The sequence below is a fragment of the Mesorhizobium sp. M0816 genome, assembly GCF_040320005.1.
Classification (GTDB): domain Bacteria; phylum Pseudomonadota; class Alphaproteobacteria; order Rhizobiales; family Rhizobiaceae; genus Mesorhizobium.
In genome coordinates, this window is sequence record NZ_JAMYOT010000013.1 from 103,041 (window position 1) to 117,409 (window position 14,369).

The following is a 14,369-nucleotide window of genomic DNA, read 5'->3' on the forward strand; positions in this document are numbered from 1 at the left end:
CCCGTCGCGGACGTGCACGCAGGCATAATGGATGAACGGATATGGACCAGGCTGTCGACAAGCAAACGATGGTGGAAACCAGCGCGCCGCTGACCGAAACCGAGAAAAACGCCATCATCGGCGGCGTGCTTTTGTCGATGCTGCTGGCGGCGCTCGACCAGACCATCGTCGCGCCGGCGATGCCGACGATGGCACGTCTGCTCGGGCATGCCGAATATCTGCCATGGATCGTGACCGGCTATCTCCTGACCGCGACCGCCGTGGCGCCGCTCTACGGCAAGATCTCCGATATTTATGGTCGCCGGCCGACCGTCTATGCTGCAATCCTGATCTTTCTCGCCGGCTCGCTGGTCAGCGCCACGGCCCCTAACATGCTGGTCCTGGTTGTCGGCCGGGCGATCCAGGGCGCCGGCGGCGGCGGCCTGTTCGCCCTGACGCAGACCGTGATCGGCGACCTCGTGCCGCCGCGCGAGCGGGCCCGATACGCCGCCTGGATCTCGGGCACATGGGCCGTCGCCAGCATCGCCGGGCCGCTGCTCGGCGGCACCTTCGCCGAACATCTGCATTGGTCGCTGATCTTCTGGATCAACATTCCGCTCGGCCTGCTGGCCATGGCGATCATCAACAACCCGCTCAAGAAGCTGCCGATCGCCGCAAAACATCATCGCATCGACGGCCTCGGCGCGCTGCTTCTGGTCGCGGCCACCTCGCTGCTGCTGCTTGCCTTGAACTGGGGCGGCAGCGAGTATCCGTGGCTGTCACCTGAAATCCTTGGACTGCTCGCCTGCTCAGCGGTGTTCTGGAGCGCGTTCGCGCTGCGGCTCATGCGCGCGGCCGAACCGCTGATCTCGCTCGAAGTGCTCGGCAATCCGATCGTTCTCGCCGGCACATTGTCGATGTTCCTGCTGCAGGCCGCCAATGTCGGCTTGTCGGTCTATCTGCCGGTCTACCTGCAGTCGGTCGTCGGCCTGTCGGTCAGTCAATCGGGCACCGCATTGCTTGGGCTGATGCTCGGCACGGTGGCCGGTGCGACCTTTAGCGCGCGAATGATCCCGCGCTTTTTTCACTATAAACGCATTGCCATGATCGGAACTGTTTTCTCGATCCTGTGCCTCGGCGTGCTCAGCCTGGTCGCCGGGCATGCCTCACTGTTGCTCGTCGAGGTGTTGACGACCTGCGTAGGCCTGGGCACAGGCACGACCTTTCCGGTTGCCACCGTCTCGGTCCAGAACGCCGTCGATCGTATGCACCTTGGCGTGGCGACCGGCGTTCTCACCTTCCTGCGCTCGCTGGGCAGTGCGCTTGGCGTCGCCATGCTTGGTGCCGTCGCCCTTGGCTACGGCCTGCCGCTGGCCAGCGAAGGCACGCAGCCGGCCGGCCATATCGCCTCGGCCATGCCGTTCGTGATGATCTTTCTTGCCGCGGCCGCGATCTTGCTGTTGTCGCTCATCACGCTCTGGCTGATGCCGGAGAAAACGCTTCGCGGCCATGCCGAGGCTGTGGCCCCAACCCTGGCCGAATAGACCTGTCCGGCGAAATCCGGCGAGCTTCAGTCGACCACGCCGAGCTTCTTGTGCAGACTGGTTGACGAGGTCGTATACTGAAAAACGATGCGCTCGCCGGGGCTGACGATGCGCTTGGCCGCTTGCGCCATCAAGGCGACCTCGTGGAAGCCCGACAGGATCAGCTTCAGCTTGCCGGGGTACCAGTTGATGTCGCCGACGGCGAAGATGCCGGGCACCGACGTCTGGAATTTTTCGGCGTCGACCGGGATCAGGTTCTCGTGGAGGTTGAGGCCCCATTCGGCGATTGGGCCGAGCTTCATCGTCAGGCCGAAGAACGGCAGCATCCGCGTGCACGGCACTTCGACATCGCCCTCCGGCCCCTTGATCGTGGCCGAGACTAGCTGGCCGTCGCTGCCGGTCAGGCCAGTCACCTGTCCAACCTGGAATTCCAGCTGCTTCATCTCCTGCATGGCATACATCTTGTTGACACTGTCGGGCGCTGCGCGGAATTCAGGCCGCCGGTGCACCAGCGTCACGCTCTTGGCGACCGGCTGCAGGTTCAGCGTCCAGTCGAGCGCCGAATCGCCGCCGCCGACGATGACGAGGTCATGGCCGCGAAAGTCCTCCATCCGGCGCACCGAGTAGAACACGCTCTTGCCTTCATAGGGTTCGATGCCTGGAATCGGCGGCCGCTTCGGCTGGAACGAACCGCCGCCGGCGGCAATCACCACAATTTTGGCTTCGAACACCTCGTTTTCGTCGGTAATGACGCGGAAGCTGCCGTCGTCCAGCCTTTCCAGGCTCGAAACCATGCGGCTATAGGTGAATTCGGGCTTGAACGGCGCGATCTGCTCAAGCAGCTTGTCGACCAGGCCTTGCGCCGAGATCGAGGGCCAGCCCGGAACGTCGTAGATCGGCTTTTCCGGGTAGAGTTCGGCGCATTGCCCGCCGGGCCGGTCGAGTATGTCGATCAGATGGCACTTCATGTCGAAGAGGCCGAGCTCGAATACGGCAAACAGGCCGACAGGCCCTGCCCCGACAATGAGTACGTCCGTCTTGGTGATAGCGGTCATGAAGCATGCGCCTTTATGGGAAAACGGCGCGACACTGCATGACCATTGGTCCGCTGCCAAGCGGCAGCCGCAAAAATCGGCTTCAGCCCTGGCGGGCCGGCACGCGCACGACCAGCCCGTCGAGAGCGTCGCGCACCTTGATCTGGCATGACAGCCGCGAGTTCGGCTGGACCTCGTAGGCGAAATCCAGCATGTCCTCTTCCATGGCTTCCGGCTCGCCGACCTCCGCCGTCCAGGCTTCGTCGACATAAACATGGCAGGTCGCGCAGGCGCAGGCGCCGCCGCATTCCGCTTCTATTCCCGGCACCGCATTGCGGATCGCATTTTCCATGACGGTCGAGCCGTTTTCGGCATCCACGTCAAAATGCGTGCCGTCATGGGCGATGAAGGTCAGCTTGGTCATTTGTCACCTGAAGGGAGTCTGAGCCGACATAATCACTCTGCCGGACAAGTCAACTGCGGCGCGAAAGCGCCCGTGCGTGGCGTCTTTGGGATAAGTCCTATCGGCTGATGGCGGCGACGAAGTCGCGCACTTCTTCGATCAGCGAGCCAAGCCGCTTCAGCGTGCTGGCGTCTTCGGGCCGGCATTCGATCGCGCTGGCGCAATCGGCAATGGCGAAGGCGCCGACCCCGCGCGCCGAGCCTTTGAGCCCGTGTGCCAATAGCAGCCGCTGCCTGACATCCGCATCGACGATCTTGTCGCGCACCGACAGCGCCTGCTGCACGAACAGAGCCAGCACCTCCTGCTCGAGGCTCCGATCGCCCATCGTCTGGCGCGCAAGATGCGCCAGGTCGATCGGCCGCGCCCCGGCTGTCCCCGACACGTCGCCACCGGGCATCGAGAAGGCAATGCCGTTTTCGCCACGTATCACTTTGAGACTCCGTTCTTCGACCGCCGCAAAAACTAGGCGTATCCGGTGGACAACGGGTTAATGATTGGCCCGGAAAAATGTCGCGATAACGGCGCCGGAATCACGGCTGTGTTAACCTTATATTTAAAGTTTTACGTATCGGGCGGAATGCATGTTTTCTTTACCCGGCTGTGTCATTACGATACGACAGGTCCATTTTCAGCCTCCTGCGCGGGACACGCTAGGCAGAATCAATAAGCAGAACCATAAGTCCCGCGGCAGCTTGTACAGGGTAGCGAAGGCATGGCGAAGAAACCAACGACGACAAGAACGCTCGACAGCGACGTAGCCAGGGAACTTGAAAAGGCACTTGATATCGATCTGAGCGGCGATGCCGGCGGCGACTTCGACATGGCTGCATCCATGGAAGATCTCGAAGCGCAAATATCGCAAGCCGCCGACGAGTTGGCGCGCGAAGGTCGCAGCCAGAACGAAGCGCCTGCCCCGGACCAGACCCAGAACGCGGCACCTGCCGCCAATCAAAGCCAGATCGCAAAACCCGCGCCAAAGGCCAAGCCGGCTGAGTTGCGTCCTGTCGCAACGCGCAATGGCTCGCAGCCGGCAGCTTTCTCGCCGGCCAACGACGATCGTCAAAAAGACTATAAGACGCTCCTGCACACCCTCAATCGGCGCGCCTCGAACACGATCTACTGGGTCGTGGCTTTCGTTTCGCTGGCCTGGATCGCCGGCGCTGGCGGCCTTGCGAACCTGTTGTTCGGACCTGGCATCTGGAACATCCGCACCTTCGATCAGTTTTTCGCCCGTCCGGAGCTGATCGGCCTGGCGGTCGCGGCAATCGTGCCCGTCATCCTGTTCTGGGCATTCGCAGTGATGATTCGCCGCGCTCAGGAGATGCGCCTTGCCGCGCAGTCGATGACCGAGGTGGCCTTCCGTCTGGCCGAGCCGGAAAATCTTGCCCAGGATCGCGTCATGATGATCGGCCAAGCGGTTCGCCGCGAGGTGGCAGCCATGGGCGAAGGCATCGAACGCACGCTTGCGCGTGCCGTCGAGCTCGAAACGCTGGTCCACAGCGAGGTGAACCAGATCGAGCGCTCCTATTCAGAGAACGAGTCCCGCATCCGCTCGCTGGTCGACGGGCTGGGCAGCGAGCGCGAAGCGGTCGTCACCCATGCCGAGCGCGTGCGCGCCTCGATCACCGGGGCCCACGAGACACTGAAAGACGAGATCAACGCCGCCAGCGATATCATTCGCGACAGCATTCTCAACGCCTCGACCAAGCTGTCGATGACGATCAACGAATCCGGCGACACGCTGATCGACAGGATCAACGGAAGCTCGTTGTCGATCTTCGATTCGGTGGAAGGCCGGCTCGAATCGATCACCGATCGGCTGTCGACGTCGGGCGAGGCCTTCGCCAGCCTGCTCGACACCCGGATCGCCAAGCTGACGGACACCACCGATGGCCTGACGCGGTCGCTGACCGACCTGCTCGACGACCGCACGAGCGGCATGGTGTCGCTGCTCGGCGGTGCCGCCCGCACACTCAATTCGGAATTCGAAGCCAGCCTCAACGGCATCGAGCGGACGCTTGCTGAACGTGGCCAGGCGCTGATCAGCGAGTTCCAGACCCGCGCCGAGGCGCTCGACACCGGCACGCAGAAGCTCAACGCCGCGCTGGAGGCTCGCGCACGCCAGATCAACGAGACGCTGGTCGAGCGCGCGCGCGAAATCGCCCACACCTTCCAGGATAGCAGGGAGACGCTGTCGGCGATGATCGATCAGGGCAAGACCCAGATCGGCGCCGACATGGCCGACATCATTTCATCGACCTCGACCATGCTTGAAGCCCGCGCCGGCGATTTCGCCGGGCGCATGGAAGCGGCGCGCCATGTCGTATCGCGTTCGTTCGATACGGACATCCAGCGGCTTGCCGATGCTCGCGCCGGCATCGAGGAAGCCGTCGAGAACCACAGCCGCAAGCTTTCCGAAAGCCGCGACCGGATGGCGGCGGCAATGCAGGCCGATCTGGCGAAGTTCGCCGAAGGTCGCGCCGAAATCGACGCAGCGGTGGCCAACCAGGTGCAGAAGCTAGCCGAAGGCCGCGGCCTGATCTCGCGCGCCCTTGAAGAGGACCTGCGCAAGGTCAACGAATCGCGCGCAGCGATCGACGCTTCGCTGGGCAGCCATCTCGAAAGCCTTGAAGAGGGTCGCAACAGGCTTGCCCAGGCCTTGAACGAAGACTCTGGAAAACTCGTGCAAGCCCGCACGATAATTGATGAAATGGTTGCCGGACACGTCGGCAAGCTCGCTGAAGGCCGCAGCATTCTTTCGCGCGCGCTCGAGGCCGACCTCGGTAAGCTGGCAGAGAGTCGCGCCGGCATAGACGGCCTCGTCGCCGGTCAAGTCGAAAAGATCGCCGAGGGTCGCGCCATACTCGCCAGTGCGTTGGAAGCCGACATCGCCGGCATCAATGGCCTCATCGAGGCTCATTCGGCGAAATTGGCGCAAGACCGCAGCGGGCTTTCCCAGTCACTCGATAACGACCTGTCCGACATCAGGAGCCTGATCGCCGATCATTCTGGCAGGCTCGCCGATGACCGCAGCCTGCTTTCGAAGACGCTTGAAGACGATCTTGCCAAGCTGGCCGAAAGCCGGTCGAGCATCGATGGGCTGGTTGCCGGCCAGGTCGAGAAGCTGGCCGAAGGCCGCGACATCCTCAAGCGCGCGCTTGAATCGGACCTGAACGCGATCAAGGGCGTCATCGCCAGCCAGTCCGAAAAGCTGGCGGAAGACCGTGGCCAGTTGTCGCGGGCACTGGAGAGCGACCTGGAGGCTGTGCGGGGCGTTGTCTCCGATCACATGGACAAGCTCGCCGAAGACCGTTCGACCCTTTCGAAGGCGCTCGAAGACGATCTCGTCAAGTTGGCCGAAAGCCGCTCGAGCATCGATGTGATGGTTGCCGGCCAGGTCGAAAAGCTTGCAGAGGGCCGCGACATCCTCAAGCGTGCGCTCGAAGCCGATCTGAGCACTGTCAAGGATGTCATCGCCGGCCAATCCGAGAAGCTGGCCGAGGATCGTGGTCAGCTGTCGCGGGCACTAGAGACCGATCTCGAGACCGTGCGGGGCGTCGTCTCCGAACATATGAACAAGCTCGCCGAGGACCGTTCGGCCCTGTCAAAGGCGCTCGAGGACGATCTTGCCAGGCTGGCAGAGAGCCGGTCGAGCATCGACGGGCTGGTCGCAGGCCAGGTCGAGAAGCTGGCCGAGGGTCGCGACATCCTCAAGCGCGCCTTGGAAGACGATCTTGCCAAGCTGGCCGAAAGCCGCTCGAGCATCGACGGACTGGTTTCCGGCCAGGTCGAGAAGCTGGCCGAAGGCCGCGACATCCTCAAGCGCGCCTTGGAGGCCGATCTCAGCACGATCAGGGGCGCCATCGCCGATCAGTCGCAGCTATTGACCGATAATCGCGCGCAGTTTTCGCGTGCGCTGGAAGCCGATCTCGGCAACGTCAACAGCCTTGTCGCAACCCACGCAGAGAAGCTCGTCCAGGACCGCTCGACCCTGTCGAAGGCGCTCGAGGACGATCTCGCCAAGCTGGCCGAAAGCCGCTCGAGCATCGATGGGCTGGTTGCCGGCCAGGTTGAGAAACTGGCGGAAGGCCGCGACATACTCAGGCGCGCGTTGGAAGCCGATCTGGAGAGGCTTGCAATGAGCCGCAGCGAAGTCGACGAGATCGTCGCCGGTCATGTCGGCAAGCTGAGCGAGGGCCGCGACATGCTGACCCGCGCATTGCAGGACGATCTCTCCAGGCTCGCCGAAACGCGTAAGGATGTCGACCGTTCGCTGTCCGGCCATATCGACCAGATCGCCGCCAGGAGCACCGACATCTCCGATGCGATCGCTGCGGACGTAGAAAAGATCGAGCAGGCGTTCAGCCGGCAGACAGGCATCATTGAAGAGCGCGCCAGCACAATGGAGCGGGCGCTGTCGACGGGTGTCGACAACGTGCGCAGTGTGCTCGAAAGAAGCGCGGTCTTCGTCGCCGGCGCGCTGCGCGAGAAGGTCATGGAAGTTACGAGCGCGCTGCATGAGCAGGCGGGCGCGGCATTCAGCGATGCCGACCGCAAGATCGCCGAGCGCGCCGAGCAGACCTCGGCCGCCCTGCTCGCCAGGGCGGAGGACATCGCCCGCACCTTCGAGGAGGCGGATCGTCGCCTCGCCGCCCGCGCCGAGGACACGTCGAGCGCACTGATTGCCCGCGTCGACGACACGTCGAACAGCTTGCTCGCGCGTGCCCAGGAAACGGCCGATCAGCTGGCAGCCAGAGCAAGTGAGATTGCCGGTACCTTCGACGCGGCGGACCACCGGCTGGTCTCTCGCGCCATCGAAACGGCCCAGTCGCTGGCGGCACGTGCCGGCGACATCCTGCGCAATTTCGAAACAGCCGACGAGCGGCTGGGCGTGCGCATCGGCGAATCCGCCGAAGCGCTCGCGGCACGTGCGTCGGATCTCGGCCGCATTTTCGATGCCGCCGACCAGCAACTTATTTCGCGCATTGCCGAAGGCTCCGAAGCACTTTCGGCCCGTGCGTCCGAGATCGGCCGCATCTTCGAGGAGGCGGATCATCGCCTGGTGTCCCGTATCGCTGACAGCAGCACCGCAATCGGCGAACATGCCGACACCATTGTCGGTGCCTTCACCAGCACCGAGCAGCGGGTTGCCGAACGCGCCAGGCAGACTGGCCAGGAACTCGCCGTCCATGCCCGTGAAATCGAGCAGCTGCTTGCCGGTGCCGACGAACGCCTGGCATCGAGTGCTGCCGCCACTGCGGCCCGCGTCGAGGAGCAGGTCGCCAGCGTCGAGAACCGCCTCGCCTACTCCGCCGAGACAATGGGCCAAAAGCTCAACGAACAAGTCTCGGGTGCCGAGGCGCAGTTGGTCTCGCGTGCCAACTCGATCGCCGAGACCTTTACCGCGGTCGGCCAGCATATCGGCCAGAGCACCAACGACGCTGCAAAGACCATCGGTGCCAATACTCGCGAACTCAATACGATGCTTGCGGCACGTTCGGCCGAAATATCGAAAATCCTGGACGAGACGGCACGGCCTCTGGTCGAGCGCTTCGCCCAGGGCGGCTCCGAGCTGCAAAAGAGCATGGAAGAGGTCACCGAACGTGCGACCGAGAAGCTGCGCAATCAAAACGCCGCCCTCGTCGATGCCATCGCCAGCCGCACGGCCGAAACCCTGTCGGCCGTCGAAGGCGCGCGCTCGACGCTTGCCGACAGCGTTGCCGACCTCATCGGCCGCATGACCACCTCCAGCTCGCAGCTCGGTCAATTGATCGAGCAGGCGGCGACCAATCTCGGCCAGGTCGACGAACGCCTGACCGGGAGCACGCAAAGCTTCGCGGCGACCACGGAAAAGACCGCGCAGACCTTCGCCAGTTCGGCGCGTCTGGTCGATTCGAACACGACGCGGCTCACCGAGCTGTCGTCGTCGACCTTGCGCGAGGTTGCTTCAATCGCCACCAAGTTCGACGAGCACAGCCGGTTGCTTTCCAGTGCCTCGGACCTGTTGAGCTCGGCCCAGAGCAATCTTGAGCACACGCTCGAAAGGCAATCGTCGCTGGAGGACCTTGCCGTCGGCCTTGTCAAGAAGTCGGAAGATCTCGAAAGGGTCATGCGCTCGTTCGAGAATCTGGTCGGCCAGACGCTGCAGAACGCCGAAGGCAAGACGCTGGAATCCGCCGACAAGATCCGTACCGCGATTTCCGAAGTGGTCGATTCGGCAACCAAGCGCTTTGCCGATGCGACCGAGGAGATGCGGCGTACCGCCGGCTCGATCAAGAGCGAGCTCGACCTCACCCGGGCCGAGCTTAAGAAAGGCGTCATCGAGATGCCGGAAGAGGCAAAGGAATCAACCACGGCTATCCGCCGTGCCGTTTCAGAGCAGATCAACGCGCTGAAGGAACTTTCTGAAATCGTTGCGAAATCTGGCCGCAGCGCCGACAGTTCGGAACAGCGCAACCTGCGTCCGGCGCCGCAAGCGCCTGCCGCACGCCCCGCCGAACCGCCACGTCGCCCGGCTCCGGCTCCCGAACAGCGCCGTGCACCGCAGGCGCCTTCGGGCGAGACGGCGCTGCGCGGCACGCTCGACCTCGAACGTCCCGCAGACCAAGCGCCGCGCCAGCGCGACCCCAACGGCCGCACGCCGCAGGGCGGTTGGGTGCGTGACCTCCTGACCGGTGCATCACGCGAAGACGACGCCAAGCCGGCAGCGCCTGCCGAAGCGCCGCGCCCGGCTCCCGCTGCGCGTTCGCCGCTTCATGTCGTGGAATCGCTGAACTCGCTCTCGGTCGATATCGCACGCGCCATCGATCACGATGCCTCGATCGAGCTGTGGAACCGCTACCGGCGCGGCGAGCGCGACGTCTTCACGCGCCGACTTTACACGCTGAAGGGCCAGCAGACGTTCGACGAGATCCGCCGCAAATATCAGTCAGAGGCGGAGTTCCGCGCTGCTGTCGATCGTTACTGCGACGATTTCGAAAAGCTGCTCAAGGACGTGTCGCGCAACGACCGCGACAACATCATGGCGCAGACCTACCTGACGTCGGATACCGGCAAGGTTTACACCATGCTGGCCCACGCCAGCGGCCGCCTGCACTAAGCGGGCGACAGAGAACAAACGAAAAGGCGGGATTTCCCGCCTTTTTCATGCCGTACTGAATTCCATTGGCGCTGTAGAGTGCCGTGCCGGCAGTTCCGGCTGTGTCAGATCACGGTGTCCGTCCAGCGGACGATTTGCCCTGCCGCATCGCCGAACGCGGCATCGAGCGCGCCGACATAGGCCTGGTTGCCATTGCCCGAAACGGGCGCGATTGCGCTAAACGTCTTCGAAGACCGCACTTCGCCGTTGCGATCGTTCAACAGGCGCACGAACAGCTCGACCTCGGCATGTTCGCCACCGTCGACACGCACCTCGAACGAGCGGATCTCGACGATCACCTGATAGTCGATCGCCAGCCCCTCGCCTGGCTTGCCGACGCCGGTGAAGCTGCCCGAGCGCTGGAACGTCTCTGCCAGCCGCGCCTGTACGATCATCGGCAGCCGGTCGGCCCATTGCGCGCCCTTGAGATACTGGATCGATCGCGGCGATGGCTTAATGACGATGTTCTGGCTGTCCAGCGCCTTGAGCGCCGATGGCTGAGCGATGAGTATCTGGCGACGGCTGTGGGCACGCGCTTCCAGCGACGGCGCCGAAAGCTCAAACGTATCCAGCGGCGCCGGCTTGCCGCCCAGCGCCGCGCAGCCGGCGAGCGAAAGCGCCAGCAGTGCCGCTCCGGCCTTGAACCCACTCGATCTGACGCTGCCTGAACTGATCGACTTCAAACGCGATCCCCCCCGGATCGTGGAAACAACGCGCATCCGCAAGCTATGTTCTTGCGGTGGGCGCAGGCCGAAGTCAACGGCGCACCCTGCCGTCGAACTGCCGGACCTCACCCTCGCCGCCGGACAGGATCCGCTGTGGATTGCGGCTGAGGTCGGTCACCGCCTCTTCGATGCGGTTGATCGAACGACGGCTGTCCTGGACCAGCGATTCGACGTTTTGCAGCCCCTGTCCCGAGAACCGCGCCAGATTGTCGGTGATGGTGCCGAGGCGGGCGTTCAGCGTGTCGGCGACCTGCTTGAACGATTTGAGCGTCGCCCTGGCATCGGCCATGACGCCGTCGGCCTGACCGGAGCCGAGCAGTTTGTCGACCTTGGCAAGGATACCGTCGACTCGCACCGAGGCATCGTTGAGGCGTCCTGCGAGCTGGTGCGCGTCTTTGATGGTTTCGTCGATGTCGTCGGCCCGGTTGGCGAACTTGTTGGTCACCTTGGCGATGTCGGCGGCAGCTTCATTGGCGTTTTCGCTGGCCTTCTGGATATTGGCCAGCGCGGTGCGAACCTCAGCCGGATCGATGCCGTCGAGAACGCCGTCGACCTTGGCCAGCGTGCCTTGCGTCTTCTGGGCGAACTCGTTGATCGAGCCTACTGCGGTGTCCACGTTCTTGATGACCGTGTCGAACTGCTTGCTGGTTTCCTTGAGGTTGGAAGTGACCGTGTCGACATTGGCGACGATGCTCTTGATCTGGTCCTTGTCGACGGCGTTGAGTAGCCCTTCCGCCGCCTTCAGGGTGCCGTCGAGCTTGCCCGAAACACCCTTCAGTTCGTCCGCCAGCGAGCTGACGCTGGCCAGGAACTTGTCGACGCCGTCCGCATTCCTGGCCAGTGCATCGGAGAAGGTCTGGACATTGTTGACGGTCTGCGTCAGCGGCCCGCGAACATCCTTGGTGAAGCCTTCGAGCTCCGAAAGGACCTTGTCGGCGCGGGTGAAGATGTTCTGCGCTGTCTGTAGCAGATTGGTGACCGCCGACGGGTTGGCAACGATCTCGGCGACACGGCCTTCCTTTTCCGCCTCGTCGAGAAGTTTTGGCTCTTTGGGGTCGGCGCCCTTGAGCTCGATGTTGGCCTGGCCGGTGAGGCCGGCAAGCCCGATATCGGCCTGCGTCGATTTGGTGATAGGCGTATTCCGGTCTATTTCGGTGTCGGCGATAGCAGCGGTCGGATTGTCGACGTCGATATAGACACGGCGCACGTCGCCGACTTTGACGCCATTGAACAGCACGAAGCTGCCACGGCCGAGCCCCGAAGCGGAGCCTGGAATGCGCACGCGCAGCACCGTCGTCTCACCCTTTTCGCCGATTGCCGCCGTCCAATAGACGAAAGCGAAAGCCGCGAGGATCGCGGCCAGCGTGAAAATGCCGACAATGACGTAGTTGGCCCTGGTTTCCATTGCTCACTTATGGCTATGCGCGCGCCGCAAGATCAAGTTGCCGGGCGCGTTTTCCGCGGAAATAGGATTTTACCCAGGGTTCCTCGCTCCTGAGCATGTCGTCGATCGTGCCCTCGACCAGCATTTTCTTGTTGCCGAGCACCGCCACGCGGTCGCACGCCGTAAACAGCGTGTCGAGATCGTGTGTGACCATATACACGGTCAAATCCATCGTATCGCGCAGCTTGACGACCAATTCGTCGAACTCAGCCGCGCTGATCGGATCGAGCCCGGACGTCGGTTCGTCGAGGAAAACGATATCCGGGTCGAGTGCCAGGGCGCGCGCCAGCGCAGCACGCTTGATCATGCCGCCGGAGAGCTCGGAGGGGAATTTCTGCGCCGCATCCGGCGGCAATCCGACCAGCTCGACCTTGAGCATGGCAAGTTCGTCCATCAGCTTCTTCGGCAAATCGAGATATTCGCGCATCGGCACCTGGACGTTTTCGAGGACCGTCAGCGCCGAAAAAAGGGCGCCATGCTGGAACAGCACGCCAAGCCGCATGTCGATGCGAAGGCGCTCCCTTTCGGTTGCCTTCTCGACGTCAACGCCGAACAGTTTGATTGTTCCCGATTGCTTGCGCGTCAAGCCAAGGATGGTGCGCAAGAGAACAGATTTGCCGGCACCGGAGGCACCGACGAAGCCGAGAATCTCCCCGCGCCAGATATCGAGCGACAATTTGTCGAGAACGACCTGGTCGCCGAACGACACCGTGATGTCGTGCGCCGACAGCACGATCTCGTCTTCTTTGGCTTTCGCCGCCACCTTGGTCGTGTTTGTGCCCGGCAGCGCCATGTCAGAACTCGATCGCTGCATAGAACATGGCGAAAAGCCCGTCGAGGATAATGACCACGAAGATCGACTTCACCACTGAGGCGGTCACATGCTGGCCAAGCGATTCGGCGCTGCCGCCAACCTTCATGCCCTCGACCGAGGCAATTATGCCGATGATCATGGCCATGAACGGCGCCTTGATCAGGCCGGCAAAGATGGTGCTGAGGTCGATTGCGACACGCAGCCGGTCGATGAACGCTGCCGGTGCAATATCGGAGTAGAGCCATGCAGCCAAAATGCCGCCGCCCAACGCGGCAAAGTTGGCGACGATCGTCAGGCAAGGCAGCGCGATGACCAGCGCGACCAGCCGCGGAAACACCAGCACGCCGATTGGATTAAGACCGATCACCTTCAGCGCATCGACCTCCTCGCGCATCTTCATCGAGCCGATCTCGGCGGTGATCGCACTGCCGGAGCGGCCGGCGATCATGATCGCCGTCATCAGCACGCCGAGCTCGCGCAGGATCAGCACCCCGACCAGGTCGACGACGAAGATGTCGGCGCCGAAATAGCTGAGCTGATAAGCGCCTTGCTGGGCGACGATCGCACCGACGATGGCCGACATCAGCACGACTACCGGTATGGCGCCGACACCCATGCGATCGATCTGGTTGAAGATCGCCGCCATGTTGACGGCATGGCCACGGCCAAGCTTCATCTGCGAGCCGCGTATCGTGGCGCCGAGGATATTCATTGCGGCCAGGAAATCGTCGCGCATCTCATAAACGCGCCGGCCAACCGCCTCGAGCCCGCGAATGATGATGTTGGGCGGCTTTGCCGGACCTGATTCGGGCTCGCGTCGGACCGCATCACCGACGGCGCCGAGCAGGATCGAGGCAATCTCGCTTTGCCCCTGCATCGTGATCTCGACGCTCTTCTTTTCGAAGCTGCTGACCAGGCGGTCGATCAGCCACGCCCCGGCAGTGTCCATCTTCTCGATTTGTGAAAGGTCGAGCGCCAGCGTCTTGAAGCCGCCGCGCTTCTCGATCTTACGCATCTCGGCATCGACCAGGGCAACGGTACGTGTCGTCCAGGTTCCCGAGAAAGCGCAGCCGAGAACGTCGCCCTCCTCGCCGATCGCGATGCGCGGCTGGTGGTCGGGCTCCGTGGCAGGGCCGCTTGCGTCGCGTTTGCGGATGGTCAACATGGCATCCTGTTTAGCCTGACGGGGCCGACCTGTCGATTTGCCGATATCCTCCTTGTCGCACAG

At 63.0% G+C, this 14,369-nt stretch carries 9 protein-coding genes; 2 read left to right on the forward strand and 7 right to left on the reverse strand.

Annotated features, from left to right (window positions below; all coding sequences use genetic code 11):
- The first annotated feature begins 41 nt into the window (after positions 1 to 41).
- The gene (locus NKI17_RS21155; protein WP_352455682.1) at positions 42 to 1,523 is read left to right on the forward strand and encodes an MDR family MFS transporter; all 1,482 of its coding nucleotides are present in this window, start codon (positions 42 to 44) and stop codon (positions 1,521 to 1,523) included.
- Positions 1,524 to 1,549: 26 nt separating this feature from the next.
- Here the strand turns inward: NKI17_RS21155 and NKI17_RS21160 are convergent, their stop codons facing one another.
- The 3 genes from NKI17_RS21160 to NKI17_RS21170 all read right to left on the reverse strand — a co-directional run bounded on the left by NKI17_RS21160 (position 1,550) and on the right by NKI17_RS21170 (position 3,447).
- Positions 1,550 to 2,578 carry an NAD(P)/FAD-dependent oxidoreductase gene (locus tag NKI17_RS21160; protein ID WP_352906769.1) on the reverse strand — a complete coding sequence of 343 codons (1,029 nt, stop codon included), beginning with the start codon at positions 2,576 to 2,578 and terminating at the stop codon, positions 1,550 to 1,552.
- A gap of 82 nt (positions 2,579 to 2,660) precedes the next feature.
- Entirely contained in the window at positions 2,661 to 2,981 is a 321-nt protein-coding gene (locus NKI17_RS21165; RefSeq protein WP_023674833.1) for a 2Fe-2S iron-sulfur cluster-binding protein, read from the reverse strand.
- 97 nt (positions 2,982 to 3,078) lie between these two features.
- Positions 3,079 to 3,447 carry an Hpt domain-containing protein gene (locus NKI17_RS21170; RefSeq protein ID WP_292660938.1) on the reverse strand — a complete coding sequence of 123 codons (369 nt, stop codon included), beginning with the start codon at positions 3,445 to 3,447 and terminating at the stop codon, positions 3,079 to 3,081.
- Between the two features lie 285 nt (positions 3,448 to 3,732).
- Between NKI17_RS21170 and NKI17_RS21175 the strand changes: the two genes are divergently transcribed.
- Positions 3,733 to 10,119 (forward strand): apolipoprotein A-IV repeat region-like domain-containing protein, encoded by a 6,387-nt coding sequence (locus NKI17_RS21175; protein ID WP_352906770.1) that lies wholly within the window; start codon positions 3,733 to 3,735, stop codon positions 10,117 to 10,119.
- Positions 10,120 to 10,223: 104 nt separating this feature from the next.
- On the opposite strand, the gene NKI17_RS21180 is transcribed toward NKI17_RS21175, so the two are convergent.
- The 4 genes from NKI17_RS21180 to NKI17_RS21195 are packed head-to-tail and all read right to left on the reverse strand — an operon-like array spanning position 10,224 to position 14,306.
- On the reverse strand, positions 10,224 to 10,877 hold the full coding sequence (locus NKI17_RS21180; RefSeq protein ID WP_352568761.1) for an ABC-type transport auxiliary lipoprotein family protein: 654 nt from the start codon (positions 10,875 to 10,877) through the stop codon (positions 10,224 to 10,226).
- A 37-nt stretch (positions 10,878 to 10,914) separates the two neighbouring features.
- Positions 10,915 to 12,288, reverse strand: coding sequence for an MlaD family protein (locus NKI17_RS21185; protein WP_023679998.1), 1,374 nt, complete (start codon positions 12,286 to 12,288; stop codon positions 10,915 to 10,917).
- 13 nt (positions 12,289 to 12,301) lie between these two features.
- The gene (locus tag NKI17_RS21190) at positions 12,302 to 13,120 is read right to left on the reverse strand and encodes an ABC transporter ATP-binding protein (protein ID WP_352568763.1); all 819 of its coding nucleotides are present in this window, start codon (positions 13,118 to 13,120) and stop codon (positions 12,302 to 12,304) included.
- A gap of 1 nt (position 13,121) precedes the next feature.
- Entirely contained in the window at positions 13,122 to 14,306 is a 1,185-nt protein-coding gene (locus NKI17_RS21195) for an MlaE family ABC transporter permease (RefSeq protein WP_352568764.1), read from the reverse strand.
- Between the last annotated feature and the right edge of the window lie 63 nt (positions 14,307 to 14,369).

Bases quoted from the DNA above. Each gene is read 5' to 3' on its own strand.
- NKI17_RS21155 (WP_352455682.1), top strand. From the start codon at position 42: ATGGACCAGGCTGTCGACAAGCAAACGATGGTGGAAACCAGCGCGCCG.
- NKI17_RS21160 (WP_352906769.1), bottom strand. From the start codon at position 2,578: ATGACCGCTATCACCAAGACGGACGTACTCATTGTCGGGGCAGGGCCT.
- NKI17_RS21165 (WP_023674833.1), bottom strand. From the start codon at position 2,981: ATGACCAAGCTGACCTTCATCGCCCATGACGGCACGCATTTTGACGTG.
- NKI17_RS21175 (WP_352906770.1), top strand. From the start codon at position 3,733: ATGGCGAAGAAACCAACGACGACAAGAACGCTCGACAGCGACGTAGCC.
- NKI17_RS21180 (WP_352568761.1), bottom strand. From the start codon at position 10,877: ATGCGCGTTGTTTCCACGATCCGGGGGGGATCGCGTTTGAAGTCGATC.
- NKI17_RS21185 (WP_023679998.1), bottom strand. From the start codon at position 12,288: ATGGAAACCAGGGCCAACTACGTCATTGTCGGCATTTTCACGCTGGCC.
- NKI17_RS21190 (WP_352568763.1), bottom strand. From the start codon at position 13,120: ATGGCGCTGCCGGGCACAAACACGACCAAGGTGGCGGCGAAAGCCAAA.
- NKI17_RS21195 (WP_352568764.1), bottom strand. From the start codon at position 14,306: ATGTTGACCATCCGCAAACGCGACGCAAGCGGCCCTGCCACGGAGCCC.